The sequence below is a fragment of the Aestuariibacter sp. GS-14 genome (assembly GCF_006494365.1).
Taxonomy (GTDB): Bacteria; Pseudomonadota; Gammaproteobacteria; order Enterobacterales; family Alteromonadaceae; genus Alteromonas; species Alteromonas mangrovi.
Window position 1 is genome coordinate 131,703 of record NZ_VHIP01000003.1, and the last position, 15,470, is coordinate 147,172.

The window sequence follows — 15,470 nt, forward strand, 5'->3', positions numbered from 1 at the left end:
TGTGAATGACACATAAAAAGACTCGCGTTGTAATTGCCGGTGGCGGCACCGCTGGCTGGTTAAGTGCTTTTAGTTTGGTGACCCGGCTGGGTAATCTGCTCGATATTACGCTGGTTGAGTCCGACCAAATTGGCACGGTAGGCGTAGGCGAAGCGACCATTCCTACCATGTGTAATTTTCACCGTTTGATGGGGCTTGATGAGCGCGAATTTATGGCGGCGACTCAGGCAACGTTTAAACTGGGCATCCAATTCGATAACTGGGCAAATCAAGGCGACAGTTATGTGCATTCATTCGGCGAAATCGGACAGCGTTCATGGATGGCTGAGTTTCACGAATTCTGGATGGAAGCCATCGCTAATGGACAGCAAGATAAGCTTGAAGATTACTGTCTTGAGTTGAAAGCCGCCAAACAAAATAAGTTTGCCTTAAACGTAGGCAATCGCCCACTTAATTACGCTTATCATCTTGATGCTACTGCCTACGCGGCGTATTTACGCAACAAAGCTGAAAGTGCCGGTGTGACGCGTCGGGAAGGCAAAATTGTACAGGTGAATAAACACTTAGACAGCGGCAACCTGAGTGCACTCGTGCTTGATAATGGCACGCATATCGACGGTGATGTGTTTATTGATTGTACCGGGTTTCGCGCGCTGTTAATTGGTGAGGAGCTTGGCGTTGGCTACCACGACTGGAGCCATCTGTTAGCAGCCGATCGCGCTATTGCTGTGCAAAGCACAGCCATTGAACCGCCGCGTCCTTACACCATTGCAACAGCGCATAAGGCCGGTTGGCAATGGCGCATCCCACTGCAATCCAGGGTGGGGAACGGTATTGTTTACAGCAGCCGTTTTTCAGATGATGAGAGCGCATTAAACACCCTGATGTCGAATATCTCCGGTGATCCGGTAACCTCGCCGCGTTACCTTAAATTCGCCACTGGTATGCGCAAGCAGGCCTGGGCTAATAACTGTATTGCCATTGGGTTAAGCAGCGGGTTCCTTGAGCCTCTGGAATCAACCAGTATTCATTTGGTTACCACCGCGTTGATACGCCTGATGAAATTATTTCCATTCGATGGTGAATGCCGTTTACTCGCTGAGCGTTACAACCGTGAAACCCAAAAAGAAATGGAAACCATCCGCGATTTTATTGTGCTGCACTATCACCTAACACAGCGTGATGACAGCGAGTTCTGGCATTTTTACCGCACAATGGACATTCCGGAATCGTTACAACATCGCATGGCTATGTTTGCCGAACATGGTTATGCGTGGCCCGACGATGTGGCGTTATTCCGGGTGGATTCCTGGGTACAGGTGATGATGGGCCAGGGACTGATGCCGAAACGACATCATGGCGCCAGTCGCATGTTGCCCGCGCAGTCATTAACTCAGCAACTCACGGCGTTCAAACAATCGGTTAATCAGGCGCTGGCGCAGTTGCCAGCACATGACACCTTTTTAAAACAATATTGCCCGGCGAACCAAAGCACATAGCCAATGAATACGACGACTTCGAAAACCCGGGTGGTGATTGTTGGCGGTGGCACGGCGGGGTGGCTTACTGCTGGTATTATTGCCGCACATAACCCATTGTTGGGTGAGCACAGCACAACCGACGTAATATTGCTTGAATCCCCGGATGTGAAAAATCTCGGCGTAGGCGAGGGCACCTGGCCCACCATGCGCGATACACTTAAAAAAATCGGCTTGTCTGAGCGCGAATTTTTAACCTGTTGTGATGCCAGTTTTAAACAGGCATCGAAATTTGTGGGCTGGCGCGACAGCGCATCGCATCATTATTATCATCCGTTTACCGCACCGGCTGGCTATGGTGTGGTTAGCCTGGCCGATGCCTGGATTGCTGCGGGATCGCCGAACGATTTTGAATCCTGGGTGAGCGCGCAGGGGCATGCCTGCGAACGCTATTTATCGCCCAAGCTGTCTCAATTACCCGAGTTTGCGTTTACCTATAATTATGGTTATCACCTGAATGCCGGTAAGTTTGTTGCCATGCTGCAGGCGCACTGTACCGAAAAACTGGGCGTGATCTACCGACAAGGACACGTTGCTCAAATAGAGAGTCACGACAATGGCGCTATTCAGGCGTTAGTGCTGGAAGACGGTAGCCGTGTTAATGGCGATTTCTTCATTGATTGCAGTGGCTTTGCCGCCGTACTGATGGGTAAACACTACCAGATCCCCTTTGTGTCGCAACGCGCTGTACTGTTTAACGATACCGCGATAGCGGCACAGGTTCATCATGCCGATGAACAATCACCCATCGCATCAGCAACAGTGGCGACAGCACAGGAATATGGCTGGATCTGGGATATTGCACTGCAGAGTCGACGGGGTATTGGGCATGTGTTTGCCAGTGAGTTTTGCACTACTGAGCAGGCAGAACACACGCTTCGCAATTACATTGCGAATGATGTGAACCTGTGTCAGGAGGATATTGCTACCCGGGTGATACGTTTCGATCCCGGTCATCGAAAATATTTCTGGCATCACAACTGTGTGGCGATTGGCGTGTCTGCTGGGTTCGTTGAACCGCTGGAAGCAACGGCTTTGGTACTGATAGAAAAGTCAGCGCAGTGGATTGCAGAACAATTACCCAGAACCCCGGCAGCCATGCAAGTACTTGCGAAGCGTTTTAATCAGTTAACCAATAGTCGCTGGCAAGAGATCATCGACTTTATAAAGCTGCATTATGTGTTGTCAGATCGCACGGATTCTCCTTATTGGCGCTCTCATCAACATCACGAAAGCTGGACAGAATCGTTAAGCGATTCGCTTCAGCTATGGCTAAGTCAGCCTCCCGGCTTATATGAAACCAATAACCGTCAGGAATTGTTTTCCTCGGCCAGTAAACAGTTTGTGTTATTTGGCATGGGCTTTCGGGCGGAACAATGGCAGTCATCGGGTTTGTTAGCCCGTCACCAACCGCTGCTCGACCGGTTCAGACAGGAAATTCAGCAGCAGGTTAACCGCGTGAACACGCAACTGTTGACCAATCGGGAATATCTGCAAAAATTGAGGCGTTAATTCAGCCACAGGGACGATAACATGAACCGTTCTTTTCAACTGTTGCAATACGCGTTGGTTGGGATAAGTGCACTTGCATTGTGTTTTGCACTGTTCTGCTGGAATGAAGCACGCAAAGAGGTAGTGTATCTGTGCGGCAATTTTACCTCGGGTGTTACACATAAAAGTGTGATGAAACAACTTGCCACCGCAAATTTTTTGGATGTTACGTTAACCAACACCGAGTATGGTGCGAGGATCATTTCAGACAGCGCGGTAAGTTTGCGGATGTATCGGTGTAATATCGACATAGACACTGACGGCGAAGTGATCACCGCCAGTGTGAGTGGCTGGTTTTAGCCGGTTTTTTGCTTGGTTAGTGGCAGCAACTGCCTGCTGCTGGTTTGGCAAACCGATGTTGCAGTGCTTGCCAGCCATTTCTCATCATTAAACCAAACAGCAACATGGCGCAAAGGGCATAGATTGCTGAAATATCACCGTGATCATGGCCGCCCTGCGCGAGTGGAATCAACGACGTTAAATCCAGTGTCTTAATAACAATATTTAATAGGTATCCCAACAAAATACTGGCACTCACCACACTGAACAGATACAGCACTAATGTGCGTTTACCCATTTCCTTGGCAATCATGCCCATCGTTGAGATATTTGTGGCCGGCCCGGCTAACAGAAATACCAGTACCGCACCCGGTGACAAGCCTGCACTTAAGAATCCTACTGCTACAGGAGTTGAAGCGGTGGCGCAGATGTACATGGGAATACCTATGACTGCCATTACCAGCATCGCTACAAAGCCATCGCCCCATTGGGTAAGAAACTGGTGTGGAACCCAGGTTTGTATTGCAGCAGCCAGCGATAAGCCTATCAGTAACCACAGGGTTAAGTCGTTGAGTAATTTAACCGATGAGAATTGCCAGATTGCCTGAATTTTTGCGCCAATGCCCGGGGCAGATTGTGTTTTTTCATCATTTTGAGTGTTGCTGGGAGTACTGCAACATGAAGACGCATTTTTAACCTGGTTTGATTTAGATCCGCAGCATGATTCGGCGGGCTCTGTTGGCGCTGGCGCAGGTATAGGCTCAGCACTGCAACAGCTGGTTGCCGTTGTAACTGGCTCAACTGTTTGCACAGACGCTGAGCTGCAGCACGACGCTACTGGCTCAGGTGTTGGCGCCGATGTTAGCGAAGTTGAACTGCAACAAGAGGCACTGGCAGCCGGTACCGATGAATCTTGCGTATCCTTTTGATCATGGTTTACGGTTTCTGGTGTATCAAACCACTTAACCATTAAACCGGCATAAATGGCGCTACTGATCGCGGCGATAGGGCGTACAACAGCAAACACCGGCCCTAATAAAGCGTAAGACACTGATACCGAATCCACCCCGGTTTCAGGCGTCGCAACTAAAAAAGACACGGTAGCGGGTTTTGATGCTCCGCTTCTGCGTAGCCCCAGAGCGGCGGGGATCACGCCACATGAGCAAAGTGGCAGCGGCGCGCCAATGATAGCCGCTTTGCCGATGGCACTGGCACTAGCATTCCCCATGTGCTTTTTGAGAATATCCACCGGCACCAGCTCATGCATAATGCCAGCAATCAGCAAGCCTAATAACAACCAGGGGGCTGATTCCATAAACAGCACAGCAAAGTTCTCGAACAAGGCAGTTAATTCATTCATAACGGGTCCACCGTATCCAGGGTTTGTAATATTGAACAATGCGCGGCACTCTCGTTGCCGCCGCAACACACTTGATGCAATGCCTGCAAGGCATCGCGAATTCTTACCAATTCGGCAATTTTTTCGTTAACTTCACGCATTTTGTCGGCAGTGTATTGTTTCACTTCTTCGCAGGTATGGTCGTCGGGTTGTAGTTTTAGTGCCAGCAGCTCATGGATTTCTCCAAGGGTAAAGCCAACGCGTTTGGCACGTTGAACAAACCTGAGTGTAGTGACATCAGCTTTCGAATACAGGCGATAGCCTGACTCACTGCGCTGGTCAGGCGTGATAAGACCCTTACTTTCGTAAAAGCGAATCGTGTCTACTGAGAGCCCGGTTATTTTGGCCAGTTGGCCGATTTTGTAGCTGTTTTGTGTTTTCATGTTCGTAGTGTAAACCCTGGAGTTAACTCCAGAGTCAAGCATAGCCCAAGGCTTTTTTTGAAGAAAGCCCACAAGGTAAATTTCACATGTAAATCAAATCAGCAAAAATGTGGGCTGCCCCATTGAATCAGTGGCGTGTTACAACATCTGTCACATAAAGTGTCAGCAAGATACGGCGCTCATAAGGCGAATCAGGGAGTACTCAATCGCTATGAACAACGGGTTACTTAACATTGTTATCAGCACAACGTGTGCCGCTGCGCTGCTTTCGTGTAGCACACGTACAATTGAAAATGCCACCATTCAACAAAACGCGGTGGCAACGCAAGCGCCAAAGCCTTTATATCAGGATCCGGTTTACGATGGCGCGGCGGACCCTTCAATTGTATGGGACGCGCAAGCTCAGCGCTGGCTAATGTTCTACACCAATCGCCGGGCCAATGTAGCAGGCTTAAATGGGGTGGAGTGGGTACACGGCACACCCATTGGCATTGCCAGTTCAAACAATGGTCGTGAATGGCATTACTTACAGGATGCCTCGTTCAGTGGTAACAACATTCCGCCTACGTTGTGGGCACCGGATGTATTTGTACACGACAATCAATATCATATGTTTTTAACACTGGTACCAGGCATTTTTGATAACTGGTCTCATCCGCGCACCATTGCCCATTACACCAGCGAAAATTTGCTGGACTGGGTTTATCAGTCACAATTAAATCTGAATACTAACAAGGTGATTGATGCTGATGTGATAGTGAAGCCAAATGGTGGTTTTCGTTTGTTTTATAACGACGAACCTGATGGTAAGTCAATTTACTACGCTGATAGTGAAGACTTATATCACTGGCAGGATCAAGGCAAAGCGGCGTTAACCAGTCGAGGAGAAGGGCCGGTCGTATTTTACTGGCAGGGCTGGTATTGGATGATTATCGATGCGTGGCGCGGATTATCGGTTTATCGCTCCGCAGATTTAACTAGCTGGCAACAACAAACAGCGTATTTACTGAGCGAGCCGGGCACTGGAGAGCAGGATGGGGTTATCGGCCAGCATCCCGATGTCGTAGTACAGGATAACAAAGCGTATTTGTTTTACTTTACCCATCCGGGTAAAACAGCGGCAAATAAAGGCATCGATAATGAGAGTACGCGACGCAGTGTTATTCAGGTGAGTGAACTCACATTTGACGGAGAATGGCTACAGACTAACCGGGATCAGCCTGTAGATATTAACTGGTAAAGGGCTGCAAATGCAGCCCAATTCAACACCGTATTACCAACCGCACTGACGATCTTTATTTTGCTCATCCAGCCAGGTTTTCAATGGCGCAAAATACGCTTCAATGGTACTGGCGTCCATATTAGGTGAACCCGTAATGGTAGCCAGTGCATCCTGCCACGGACGGCTCTGACCCATTTCCAGCATTTCGTTCAACGCTTTACCCGCTTCTTCACTGCCGTAAATCGAACAACGGTTTAGCGGACCTTCATCACCGGCGATGTCGCATAACGCTTTGTGGAACTGGAACTGCAGAATGTGCGCCAGGAAATAGCGGGTATAAGGCACGTTGGCTGGAACGTGGTATTTTGCTCCCGGATCAAACGCATTCGCATCGCGGGCAACGGGTGCCATTACACCCTGGTATTTCTCACGTAACTCCCACCACAGTTTGTTGTAATCATCAGGACCTACTTCACCCGCCATCACTTTCCAGCGCCACTGATCAACCATTAATCCAAACGGAATAAAGGCAATTTTATCCAGTGCAACCTGCAACAACATGCCGATATCATTTGATGGATCCGGGATCTCGTCAATCAGGCCAATTTGCTTTAAATACTTAGGTGTTATGGATAACGCAATGGTATCACCAATGGCTTCGTGGAAACCGTCGTTGGCTGAACCCTGATACAGGTAAGGTTGCTGATTATAGGCGCGCTGATAATAGTTGTGGCCCAGCTCGTGGTGAATTACGTTGAATTCTTCACCGGTAATTTGAATACACATTTTAATGCGTAAATCGTCTACATTATCGACATCCCAAGCGGAAGCGTGGCACTGCACTTCGCGATCAGCAGGTTTGCTGAATTGTGAGTTCGTCCAGAATGAGTCTGGTAGCTTTTCAAACCCTAAAGATGAAAAGAATGACTCGGCTTGTTTTACCATCTTTATTTCATCATAACCCTGTTCGCGCAAGGCAGTGGTAACATCAGGTACCTGCATCGGCGTATCGGGTTTTACGATATCGTAAATGTTACCCCAGGATTGCGCCCACATGTTGCCCAGCAAGTGAGCTGGAATGGGTTTATTTTGTGGTACTACGTCTTCACCATAGAATTCACCTAATTCAGCGCGAACGTGGCAGTGCAAAGCATCGTATAGCGGTTTTACCTGACCCCACAGGCGGTCAAGTTCAACGGGAAAGTCGTCGGCAGGCATATCGTACTTGCTGCGCCATAACTCACTTACGTTGGCAAAACCGAGTTCTTTGGCACCTTCGTTAGCAATCGCAACCTGTTCTTCATAGAGAGGCTTCATAGGCACAGACACATCACGCCAGCCTTTCCAGTACTCTAACAGTAAATCAGCATTGCGTTCTGTAGCCATGGCAGAACTCATTTCTACCAGGCTTATACAGTCGTTTTCGCTGCGACAATATTTGCCTTTACCGTACATGCCATCCAATTCCGAACCAATTTGTGCTAATCGCTCTGACTTTGTAGGATCCGCGGGGGGCGGCATGGTCAGGCCGCCACGCATCAGGTCCAACTTGCGGCGTAAATCCGCATCCGCTTCTACGTGATTATAATCGGCAGCTTGTTTTGCCAGTTCTGCGGCCCGGTTACTGTAAAGCTCAGACAGGTAGGCGTTAACTGCGGCGGTATCGTCATTAATGTTGGTGGCATATACCCAGGCTGCCTTAGCCGCAGGAACAGACATCTTGGCCATTTCACGCTGTGATGCGTCAACAAAGGCTTGTGCATCTTGCACTGTATAAAGTTTATCTGATGGTTTTGTTTGTACATTGTCAGGTGCTGGCTGACAACCAGCCAACACACTTGCCACACCGGCGGCAACCAGTGTAAAGGAGATCGCTTTCATGTTGATTCTCTCGTTAGTTATTATTATTGCGGTATTAGTTACACCAACTGGCTACAAGCAACCGTTATCGTGGGATGCGAAAACTGATGATTTCTGCTTGTCATTAGTGTACTGAGGTTGATTAAACAGCAAACTGTTTTCAACCCGCGAATACGTTACCGCATTACCCGTATTGGTTCACGCTGGATACACTGTAATACGCGGGGCAAATAAATCAAGCGTGCAGAAGGCTGATAACCCTGGCGTATTAAGCTTTACAGGCGCTTAAGGCAACATTGTTTATATTTTTTTCCGCTGTTGCAAAAGCAGGGATCATTTCGGCCAGTAGAAAGCTTGCCGGTATCTTGGTGGAGTAATCCGGTTACATAACGCCAGCATCCATTTTCTTTTATAAAATCACTGGTTTCATGGAGTACGTAACATTGTTTTGAAATAGCGTAATAGGCGGAGAAATCAACCTGTTCAGGCCCCAGCCCATCTCTAGCGTGAATTGTCAGATGTAGCCATGTTTGTTCATCTGCGTGCTCCGCTAGCATAGCTTCAGTTAAGGTGCTTCTGGTTTTTTCAGCATAGGTATTAAGAATGTACGGCCAGTTTTGTAAACAATAAGCTGAATATCGCGAGCGCATTAACGCCTCGGGCGTAGGCGCATGATGAGTCCCCATATGATAGGGCTTACAACAATGTTCGTAAGACTGTCCACTGCAACAGAAACAGTTGTCTGCCATTTTTTTCTCCCAAAGTGTAGATTGAATGGAAGTGTAATCGCAGTGGCTAACTGGCAAAAGTAGTTTGTTAATTTAAGATGTTGGTCGAGTTTGCTGGTGCCAGATTACCAGGGGCCTTGTAATACATTGCTTGCCTTTGCACCAGCTTGTTTATCATTTACTGACAAACCAATGAGTGACACTGAATACTGGTCGCACAATTGTTTGATCAGTACTTGCTCGTGTTGTGGTAAAGACAGGTCTTCCACATAAATAGTGCTGCATTGACCACTGGTAATCAGTTTTCGAATCCATTGAGGAACCATTTCTTCATTGGGTTTTTGTATGCGGATAGCATGATCAATGCTTTTATTAAACGCCAGTGACGAAGACAACAGGTAACTCCAGCCTTTGTGAGAAGCTGCGCGCAGGTTAGCAGAGACCGGAAACTCAATAATGTTATGTAATTGGGTGACTGTTGCCATGTTGTTGCCTCGTTTAAAGTGATGTCTGTTTATACAGTGTATGGATATACAGTAGTACTGTATAAAACAACATGCAAGTGTTTTTTGTATTTTTTTTATGCGTTTTATATCACTTGTTGGCAGTGGTCAGAGCAAAATGCGGACAACATCACACTTTTCCACGCTTTCAGGCAGTCATACCAAATGGAACAAAATTCAAAAGGTGAAGGTAAAAGTCTAACGTTAACGACGGCGTTTGATTCGTTGTGCCCAGTAGACGAAACGCGGTAGCATGATAAGCAATGCAATTAGCCAATACACTAATGGCTCCTGCAAAGCCGTTTTACGCGACCAACTGAAGTGGATCAGAACAAGCAGTAAGATAAGGTAAATACTGTTATGTAACTGTTGCCACGCCCGCTTCATGTTGCGTCTTACCCACATGGGTGAGGTTAGGGTAAGTAACAGCAAATCCAGCAGGGCAATAAACCCTATCGTAATATAGGGGCGTTCAACTATTTCACTGGCCACCAGCGCCCAGTCGTATTGTAATTCAAAGCTTATGTAGGCGAATAAGTGCAGTAGCGCATAAACAAACACGTATATACCGCTAAGACGGCGGCATTGCATTAGCCCGGGAAACGGCAGGTGTTTGGCTACGGGACTAATTAACAGGGTAAACAGAAGCAGGTTTAATGCGCTGGTTCCTGTGGTGTGGATCAGTGCTTTAACCGGATCGGCCCCGAGGTTGTCAGTGATGGCAGCCCAGCCTATAAATAGTAAATAACCCAAAAACAGAAAATGTAGTGCAGCTTTAAGCAACACTAATCGTCGTGGTGATAACACCACTGGCTTGTTGAGTAATCGTTTCACACAATGAACCTAAGACTAATAATAACGCGCTAAATCCATTTTGCTGTACAAGGGGGCAACTTCGTCGTAGCCATTGAACATGCGTGTGGCGATGCGCTGTTGATTAAATACACCGCCATCAGTGATTCGCCGTTCACTGGCCTGACTCCATCTGGGATGCGCAACCTTGGGATTCACGTTTGCGTAAAATCCATATTCATTTGCAGCCAGGCGATTCCAGGTGGTCGGGGGTTGCTGATCGGTCAGTGTAATGCGCACAATGGATTTGATGCTTTTAAAGCCGTATTTCCACGGTACAACCAGGCGAATGGGCGCGCCATTTTGTGGGGGCAGCGTTTTTCCGTATACTCCAGTTGCCATGAGCGTAAGCGGATGGTTTGCTTCGTCGAGGCGCAAGCCTTCTACATAGGGGTAATCAATGCCGCCACCAATAAAGGGGTTGCGTTGTCCGGGCATTTGTTTGGGGTCGTGCAGGGTTTCAAATGCCACGTATTTGGCAGAACCAAGAGGTGATGCCAGTTTAATGAGTTTATTCAGTTCAAATCCAACCCAGGGGATAACCATAGACCATGCCTCTACACATCGCATACGATAAATGCGTTCTTCAAAGGCAAATTGCTTCATAATGGCATCGTAATCGAGTGTTAGCGGTGTATTCACCAGTCCGTCTATTCGCAACGTCCATGGATCGGTTTTAAATCCTTTCGCACGTTCCGCGGGGTCGTCTTTACCCGTACCAAATTCATAAAAATTATTATAGGAGGTTACCTTTGCATAAGGCGTTTGCGTTTCGTCGGTGGTGTATTGAGCAGATTGAGTAAAAGGTAACGCTTTGGCTTCAAACTCGGGCTCGTTGTCGAACCAGCCCAATCCATGGGCAGACTGACTGAGCAAAGAACCTGTCCCAACAAACCCAAGTGTCTTAATGATACGGCGGCGATCGCGAAAGATCTTTTCGTCAGTTACCTGGTTATCCCTGAATATTTGCGATGGGCGAAAACGTTTCATATTCCTGCTCTGTAAAGAAATAATAAGTGTTGCTACGGTATAAGACCGCAAACAGTGCAAAAAGATTTCAAAACAGATTCAGAGCGATAAGGTATCCAGAATACCGCCGCGTTTGGGTACAAACATATTGGAATACAAGCGGGCGGCAAACTCATCCGTCATACCAGAAATATAATCAGCTATCACGCGATGCCCATTATTGCGCTCTTCAGCAGCAAGCCATCGTTTTCGAGTATTTTCCGGTAACAATCGCGTAGGATCGGCGCTGAACGCTTCAAACAGCTCCATTACAACCTGTTGACCTTTGTACTCCAGTAACTGTACTTCGGGTTTGCGTATCACTTTGGTGTACACAAATTGTTTGAATAAACCCAACGCATTGTGGTGGTGTTCAGGCAATACGGCCTGATAGCGCAATAATGGATGGTCGAAAGTGCTATCTTCTTCAATGCGAATAGCGGTAATAAAGCAGTTTACCAGCGCACCAATGGCATTCTTGCGTTCGTGCTGCGCCTGACTGAACAATCGCGTGCCAATACCTGCTATGTGTTCAGACAACCAGGGTACCTGTAGTTGCTCCAGTGATTGTTGCAGTTCTTCCACGAATTCTGCGCGTTTCACCATGCCCATTACAATGGCATCTTCGAGATCATGGATGCCGTAAGCAATATCGTCGGCGAGCTCCATTACACTGCAATCAAAGGATTTGTGCCGGGTTTTTCCGTGCTTGCCCGTTGCGGTATCAAACGACATCAGCCGGTCTTTGTCTTGCTGGCTGAAAGGGGCGATTAACCATTCAAACAAGCTTTCATCACAGCGAAACAAACCTTTAGGCGGATGCCATTGTTCCGCTTTTACCTGCCGCAAACTCACTGAAGGTGAGGGCAGAATAGCGTGATTGGTTAATGTGTCTATAAAATTGGGATATTTAACCAGACCCAGCACACTGCGGCGGCTCAGGTTCATACCGTGATCAGCGGTATACGGTTCCAACTGATTGACTATGCGGAAGGTCTGCCCATTACCTTCAAATCCCCCGTGCTCGTGCATCATATAATTCAGCGCAATTTCACCACCGTGACCAAATGGTGGGTGACCGATGTCGTGGGCGAGGCATAGCGTTTCAATTAAATAAGGATCTAAGCCTACATGCTCAGTTAAACGGGGAAATTTACCTTGCAGCTGTGCAGTAATACCCGTTCCAATTTGTGCGGCTTCCAGTGAATGTGTTAATCGGGTGCGGTAGAAATCGCTCAATCCTACACCCAGTACCTGGGTTTTGGCTTGCAACCGGCGGAATGCCGCAGAGTGCAGAACCCTGGCTTTATCGCGCTGAAACGGCGAACGGTGATCGCCATCTCTGGCCTGAGTACGTGGCAGCCTGCGCTCCCACCAGGTTGATTGCCAATCGTCGTTATCTGTTAGGGTTGAGCCGGGTTGCTGCATGTGTATTCCGTAGCTTAATTGTGCTGATCTTCTTGCGTGATTTCGTCAAGACTAAGTGAGAAGCTGGGTACGTAACGCTTCAAAAAGTAGTCCACTTCATCTGAATGATAGTCTTTGAGCATTTTATCCAGTCTTTTCTTGGCCAGCGTAAATTCGCGATTGCCCGAGTTGAGTTCTTCAAGGGTTTTTAAATAGGCACACAATACATCAGCGGCTTTGACAATGAAGGCTTCGTCTTCACTGTGGTACTGACTGTCGATCAGCTTTGCGTAATCTTCCCTGAAGTCTTCCGGCGCCATTTCAATGAGCTTTTGTTCAGCAATTTTTTCGATTTTTTTGTATTCGTCTTTAATGGCGGGATTGAAGTACTTTACCGGTGTAGGTAAATCACCGGTTAATACTTCGGAGACATCGTGAAACATAGCCAGTGTGGCAATGCGTTCGGGGTTTAGCTTGCCTTCAAAATAGCGATTTTTTATTAGCGCCAGTGCATGAGCCACCATGGCAACCTGTAAACTGTGTTCCTGGACGTTTTCAATGCGCACATTATGCATAAGCGGCCAGCGATGAATCAGTTTCATCCTGGCCAGGTGGGCAAAGAAATGGCTGTTTTCGGCCATTTTTATTTCCCTTTTTGGCGGTAGCCGTTAAAGAAGCTTTCAATGCGATCCATAGCCGGGGCCAGGATATCGCTGTGAGGCAAAAATACCAGGCGGAAATAAATGCCTTCGGTTAAGTTGAATGCCTTACCGTGTACCAACAGGATTTTCTCGCTGCTGAGCAAGTCCAGAATCATTTGTTCGTCGCTGGCAATATTAAATTTGGCTGCATCCACCTTGGCAAAGCAATACATTGCACCTTTGGGCGTAACGCATTCGATGCCATCTATGTCATTCAGACGCTTTGCTGCAAGATCTCGCTGCTGTTTCAGGCGGCCACCGTCTCTCACCAAGTCATTAATGCTCTGGTATCCGCCCAATGCAGTTTGAATGGCACTCTGGCAGGGTACGTTGGCACACATACGCATAGATGAAAGCATATTCAGGCCTTCGATATAACTTTTGGCAATTCGCTTGTTGCCAGATATCACCAACCATCCTGCGCGAAAACCTGCCACGCGGTAATTTTTAGATAGCCCACTGAAGGTAACAAAAAATATATCGTCCGCCAGCGAGGCTATACAGGTGTGTTTTGCATCGTCGTACAAAATTTTGTCGTAGATTTCGTCTGAAAACACCACCAAATCGTGTTCACGGGCTAATTCCACGATTTGCAGCAGCAATTCTTTGCTGTATACCGCACCCGTTGGGTTATTTGGATTGATGATCACTATGGCTTTGGTGCGTTTGTTTATCTTGCTCCTGATATCTTCAATATCCGGGAACCAACCTGCCTGCTCATCACAACGGTAATGCACAGGAGTGCCTGACGACAAGCTCACCGCGGCTGTCCACAACGGATAGTCGGGGCTAGGTAATAACACTTCATCACCGGTGTTCAGCAAGGCCTGCATCGACATCATGATCATTTCACTCACACCGTTGCCAATGAACACGTCATCCACCTGGATATTGCGAATGTTCATTTGCTGGTAATACTGCATTACGGCAACGCGCGCAGCATAAATTCCGGTAGAGTCAGAGTAACCCTGTGAAGTCGGCAGGTGGTGGATAACGTCTTTCAGAATATCGTCTGGTGCGTCGAAACCAAATGGGGCTGGGTTGCCGATATTCAGTTTGAGAATACGGTGTCCTTCATCTTCCATTTTGCGTGCCTGAGCAGCAATTGGGCCTCGAATGTCATAACAAACATTGTCTAACTTGTGCGACTTGTATAAGGGTTTCATCATCAATAACTTAAAATACAGAGGCCAACAGGGTATCGCATCGGCAGGTCATCTGTTAAGCAAAATTTTGCGCATACAGGGTATTAATTAGGCGAATTTTTCATTTCTGTAAAACAAGGCGAACTTACCTGATTTTTAAACCCTTCACTTCGCAAGTTTTCAGCTTTACACGCACTGTTACACTTATGTGATTGTAGAACTAGCAAAGCTTTCCTATATATAGGTACGGTGCTTTTGTATTCACAACACGGTTGTTTTTGGGAGGCTGTATGCCACTTCCACTCATTTGGTTAGGCGCAGGGCTTGCTTCAGTCTATGCTGGAGGAGCGTTAGCAAATAATGCCCGCAGGCACAGTGTGGTAACCAGTTACCCAGGAGAGAGCGAGCGCTTGGTAACGCCACTCAATGGCAGTGTGGTGTGTTGCGGTATCTATGGCGTTTTTGAACACACTGGGATCTGGTGCGATGGTCAGATTATTGAACTACACGGCAATGGGTTGGTAAAGGCGGTAGGGCAGGAGCGTTTTCTTCATCAACGCAGTGGGAGCCAAATCTATGTGGCCTGTGATGAGAGCTATACGCCGTTAATTGCCGAACAGTGTGAATCTCGCGCCATTGCGCAGGTGTTCAGGTATCTCGACTACGACCCAATCAGCAATAATTGCCATCGATTTTCATTGGGATGTGTAACGGGTTTAGAAGAAGAGTGTATAAGTTTTTATGAATTTAATCAGAAGCTTAGTGCTTACTTTAACCAAAAGATACGTTGGCAGCCGGTACGCTGCTGAAAGCATTATGAAAAATAGCTAACTTTAATGTGTTAAAAAATTGTGAACTTTCCTATTCAACGCTATCGTATATAGTGAGACCGGC

Annotated in this window: 15 protein-coding genes; 5 read left to right on the top strand and 10 right to left on the bottom strand. The window is 47.4% G+C overall.

Annotated features, from left to right (window positions below; all coding sequences use genetic code 11):
- Nucleotides 1-5: 5 nt before the first annotated feature.
- Genes FJ444_RS06470 through FJ444_RS06480 form a run of 3 tightly spaced genes read left to right on the top strand, consistent with a single transcriptional unit; the run spans nucleotide 6 to nucleotide 3,389 of the window.
- Nucleotides 6-1,499 (top strand): tryptophan halogenase family protein, encoded by a 1,494-nt coding sequence (locus FJ444_RS06470; protein ID WP_140957116.1) that lies wholly within the window; start codon nucleotides 6-8, stop codon nucleotides 1,497-1,499.
- Between the two features lie 3 nt (nucleotides 1,500-1,502).
- Entirely contained in the window at nucleotides 1,503-3,050 is a 1,548-nt protein-coding gene (locus FJ444_RS06475) for a tryptophan halogenase family protein (protein WP_140957117.1), read from the top strand.
- Between the two features lie 21 nt (nucleotides 3,051-3,071).
- Nucleotides 3,072-3,389 (top strand): hypothetical protein, encoded by a 318-nt coding sequence (locus FJ444_RS06480; RefSeq protein WP_140957118.1) that lies wholly within the window; start codon nucleotides 3,072-3,074, stop codon nucleotides 3,387-3,389.
- 16 nt (nucleotides 3,390-3,405) lie between these two features.
- Here the strand turns inward: FJ444_RS06480 and FJ444_RS06485 are convergent, their stop codons facing one another.
- Nucleotides 3,406-4,728 (bottom strand): SO_0444 family Cu/Zn efflux transporter, encoded by a 1,323-nt coding sequence (locus FJ444_RS06485; RefSeq protein WP_140957119.1) that lies wholly within the window; start codon nucleotides 4,726-4,728, stop codon nucleotides 3,406-3,408.
- Nucleotides 4,725-5,150, bottom strand: coding sequence for a Zn(2+)-responsive transcriptional regulator (gene zntR, locus FJ444_RS06490; protein WP_140957120.1), 426 nt, complete (start codon nucleotides 5,148-5,150; stop codon nucleotides 4,725-4,727). Before zntR ends, FJ444_RS06485 begins: the two co-directional genes overlap by 4 nt.
- Before the next feature lie 211 nt (nucleotides 5,151-5,361).
- Here zntR and FJ444_RS06495 point away from each other — a divergent pair, with 211 nt between their 5' ends.
- On the top strand, nucleotides 5,362-6,390 hold the full coding sequence (locus FJ444_RS06495; protein ID WP_140957121.1) for a family 43 glycosylhydrolase: 1,029 nt from the start codon (nucleotides 5,362-5,364) through the stop codon (nucleotides 6,388-6,390).
- A 33-nt stretch (nucleotides 6,391-6,423) separates the two neighbouring features.
- Here the strand turns inward: FJ444_RS06495 and FJ444_RS06500 are convergent, their stop codons facing one another.
- The 8 genes from FJ444_RS06500 to FJ444_RS06535 all read right to left on the bottom strand — a co-directional run bounded on the left by FJ444_RS06500 (nucleotide 6,424) and on the right by FJ444_RS06535 (nucleotide 14,597).
- Nucleotides 6,424-8,253 carry a M2 family metallopeptidase gene (locus FJ444_RS06500; protein WP_140957122.1) on the bottom strand — a complete coding sequence of 610 codons (1,830 nt, stop codon included), beginning with the start codon at nucleotides 8,251-8,253 and terminating at the stop codon, nucleotides 6,424-6,426.
- A 254-nt stretch (nucleotides 8,254-8,507) separates the two neighbouring features.
- Nucleotides 8,508-8,981, bottom strand: coding sequence for a YchJ family protein (locus FJ444_RS21780; RefSeq protein ID WP_140957123.1), 474 nt, complete (start codon nucleotides 8,979-8,981; stop codon nucleotides 8,508-8,510).
- A gap of 104 nt (nucleotides 8,982-9,085) precedes the next feature.
- Nucleotides 9,086-9,445 carry a deoxyguanosinetriphosphate triphosphohydrolase gene (locus tag FJ444_RS06510; protein WP_255439060.1) on the bottom strand — a complete coding sequence of 120 codons (360 nt, stop codon included), beginning with the start codon at nucleotides 9,443-9,445 and terminating at the stop codon, nucleotides 9,086-9,088.
- A gap of 222 nt (nucleotides 9,446-9,667) precedes the next feature.
- The gene (locus FJ444_RS06515) at nucleotides 9,668-10,297 is read right to left on the bottom strand and encodes a sulfite oxidase heme-binding subunit YedZ (protein ID WP_140957125.1); all 630 of its coding nucleotides are present in this window, start codon (nucleotides 10,295-10,297) and stop codon (nucleotides 9,668-9,670) included.
- Between the two features lie 15 nt (nucleotides 10,298-10,312).
- A complete protein-coding gene (msrP, locus tag FJ444_RS06520; protein WP_140957126.1) occupies nucleotides 10,313-11,305 on the bottom strand; it encodes a protein-methionine-sulfoxide reductase catalytic subunit MsrP in 993 nt (330 codons plus the stop codon).
- A 78-nt stretch (nucleotides 11,306-11,383) separates the two neighbouring features.
- A complete protein-coding gene (locus FJ444_RS06525; protein ID WP_140957127.1) occupies nucleotides 11,384-12,751 on the bottom strand; it encodes an anti-phage deoxyguanosine triphosphatase in 1,368 nt (455 codons plus the stop codon).
- A gap of 14 nt (nucleotides 12,752-12,765) precedes the next feature.
- On the bottom strand, nucleotides 12,766-13,371 hold the full coding sequence (gene yfbR, locus FJ444_RS06530) for a 5'-deoxynucleotidase (RefSeq protein ID WP_140957128.1): 606 nt from the start codon (nucleotides 13,369-13,371) through the stop codon (nucleotides 12,766-12,768).
- 2 nt (nucleotides 13,372-13,373) lie between these two features.
- Entirely contained in the window at nucleotides 13,374-14,597 is a 1,224-nt protein-coding gene (locus tag FJ444_RS06535) for a pyridoxal phosphate-dependent aminotransferase (protein WP_140957572.1), read from the bottom strand.
- Nucleotides 14,598-14,866: 269 nt separating this feature from the next.
- Here FJ444_RS06535 and FJ444_RS06540 point away from each other — a divergent pair, with 269 nt between their 5' ends.
- Nucleotides 14,867-15,385, top strand: coding sequence for a hypothetical protein (locus FJ444_RS06540; protein ID WP_140957129.1), 519 nt, complete (start codon nucleotides 14,867-14,869; stop codon nucleotides 15,383-15,385).
- Nucleotides 15,386-15,470: the final 85 nt, after the last annotated feature.

Excerpts from the sequence above, each read along its gene's own strand:
- FJ444_RS06470 (WP_140957116.1), top strand. The coding sequence starts at position 6 with ATGACACATAAAAAGACTCGCGTTGTAATTGCCGGTGGCGGCACCGCT.
- FJ444_RS06475 (WP_140957117.1), top strand. The coding sequence starts at position 1,503 with ATGAATACGACGACTTCGAAAACCCGGGTGGTGATTGTTGGCGGTGGC.
- FJ444_RS06480 (WP_140957118.1), top strand. The coding sequence starts at position 3,072 with ATGAACCGTTCTTTTCAACTGTTGCAATACGCGTTGGTTGGGATAAGT.
- FJ444_RS06485 (WP_140957119.1), bottom strand. The coding sequence starts at position 4,728 with ATGAATGAATTAACTGCCTTGTTCGAGAACTTTGCTGTGCTGTTTATG.
- zntR (WP_140957120.1), bottom strand. The coding sequence starts at position 5,150 with ATGAAAACACAAAACAGCTACAAAATCGGCCAACTGGCCAAAATAACC.
- FJ444_RS06495 (WP_140957121.1), top strand. The coding sequence starts at position 5,362 with ATGAACAACGGGTTACTTAACATTGTTATCAGCACAACGTGTGCCGCT.
- FJ444_RS06500 (WP_140957122.1), bottom strand. The coding sequence starts at position 8,253 with ATGAAAGCGATCTCCTTTACACTGGTTGCCGCCGGTGTGGCAAGTGTG.
- FJ444_RS21780 (WP_140957123.1), bottom strand. The coding sequence starts at position 8,981 with ATGGCAGACAACTGTTTCTGTTGCAGTGGACAGTCTTACGAACATTGT.
- FJ444_RS06510 (WP_255439060.1), bottom strand. The coding sequence starts at position 9,445 with ATGGCAACAGTCACCCAATTACATAACATTATTGAGTTTCCGGTCTCT.
- msrP (WP_140957126.1), bottom strand. The coding sequence starts at position 11,305 with ATGAAACGTTTTCGCCCATCGCAAATATTCAGGGATAACCAGGTAACT.
- FJ444_RS06525 (WP_140957127.1), bottom strand. The coding sequence starts at position 12,751 with ATGCAGCAACCCGGCTCAACCCTAACAGATAACGACGATTGGCAATCA.
- yfbR (WP_140957128.1), bottom strand. The coding sequence starts at position 13,371 with ATGGCCGAAAACAGCCATTTCTTTGCCCACCTGGCCAGGATGAAACTG.
- FJ444_RS06535 (WP_140957572.1), bottom strand. The coding sequence starts at position 14,597 with ATGAAACCCTTATACAAGTCGCACAAGTTAGACAATGTTTGTTATGAC.
- FJ444_RS06540 (WP_140957129.1), top strand. The coding sequence starts at position 14,867 with ATGCCACTTCCACTCATTTGGTTAGGCGCAGGGCTTGCTTCAGTCTAT.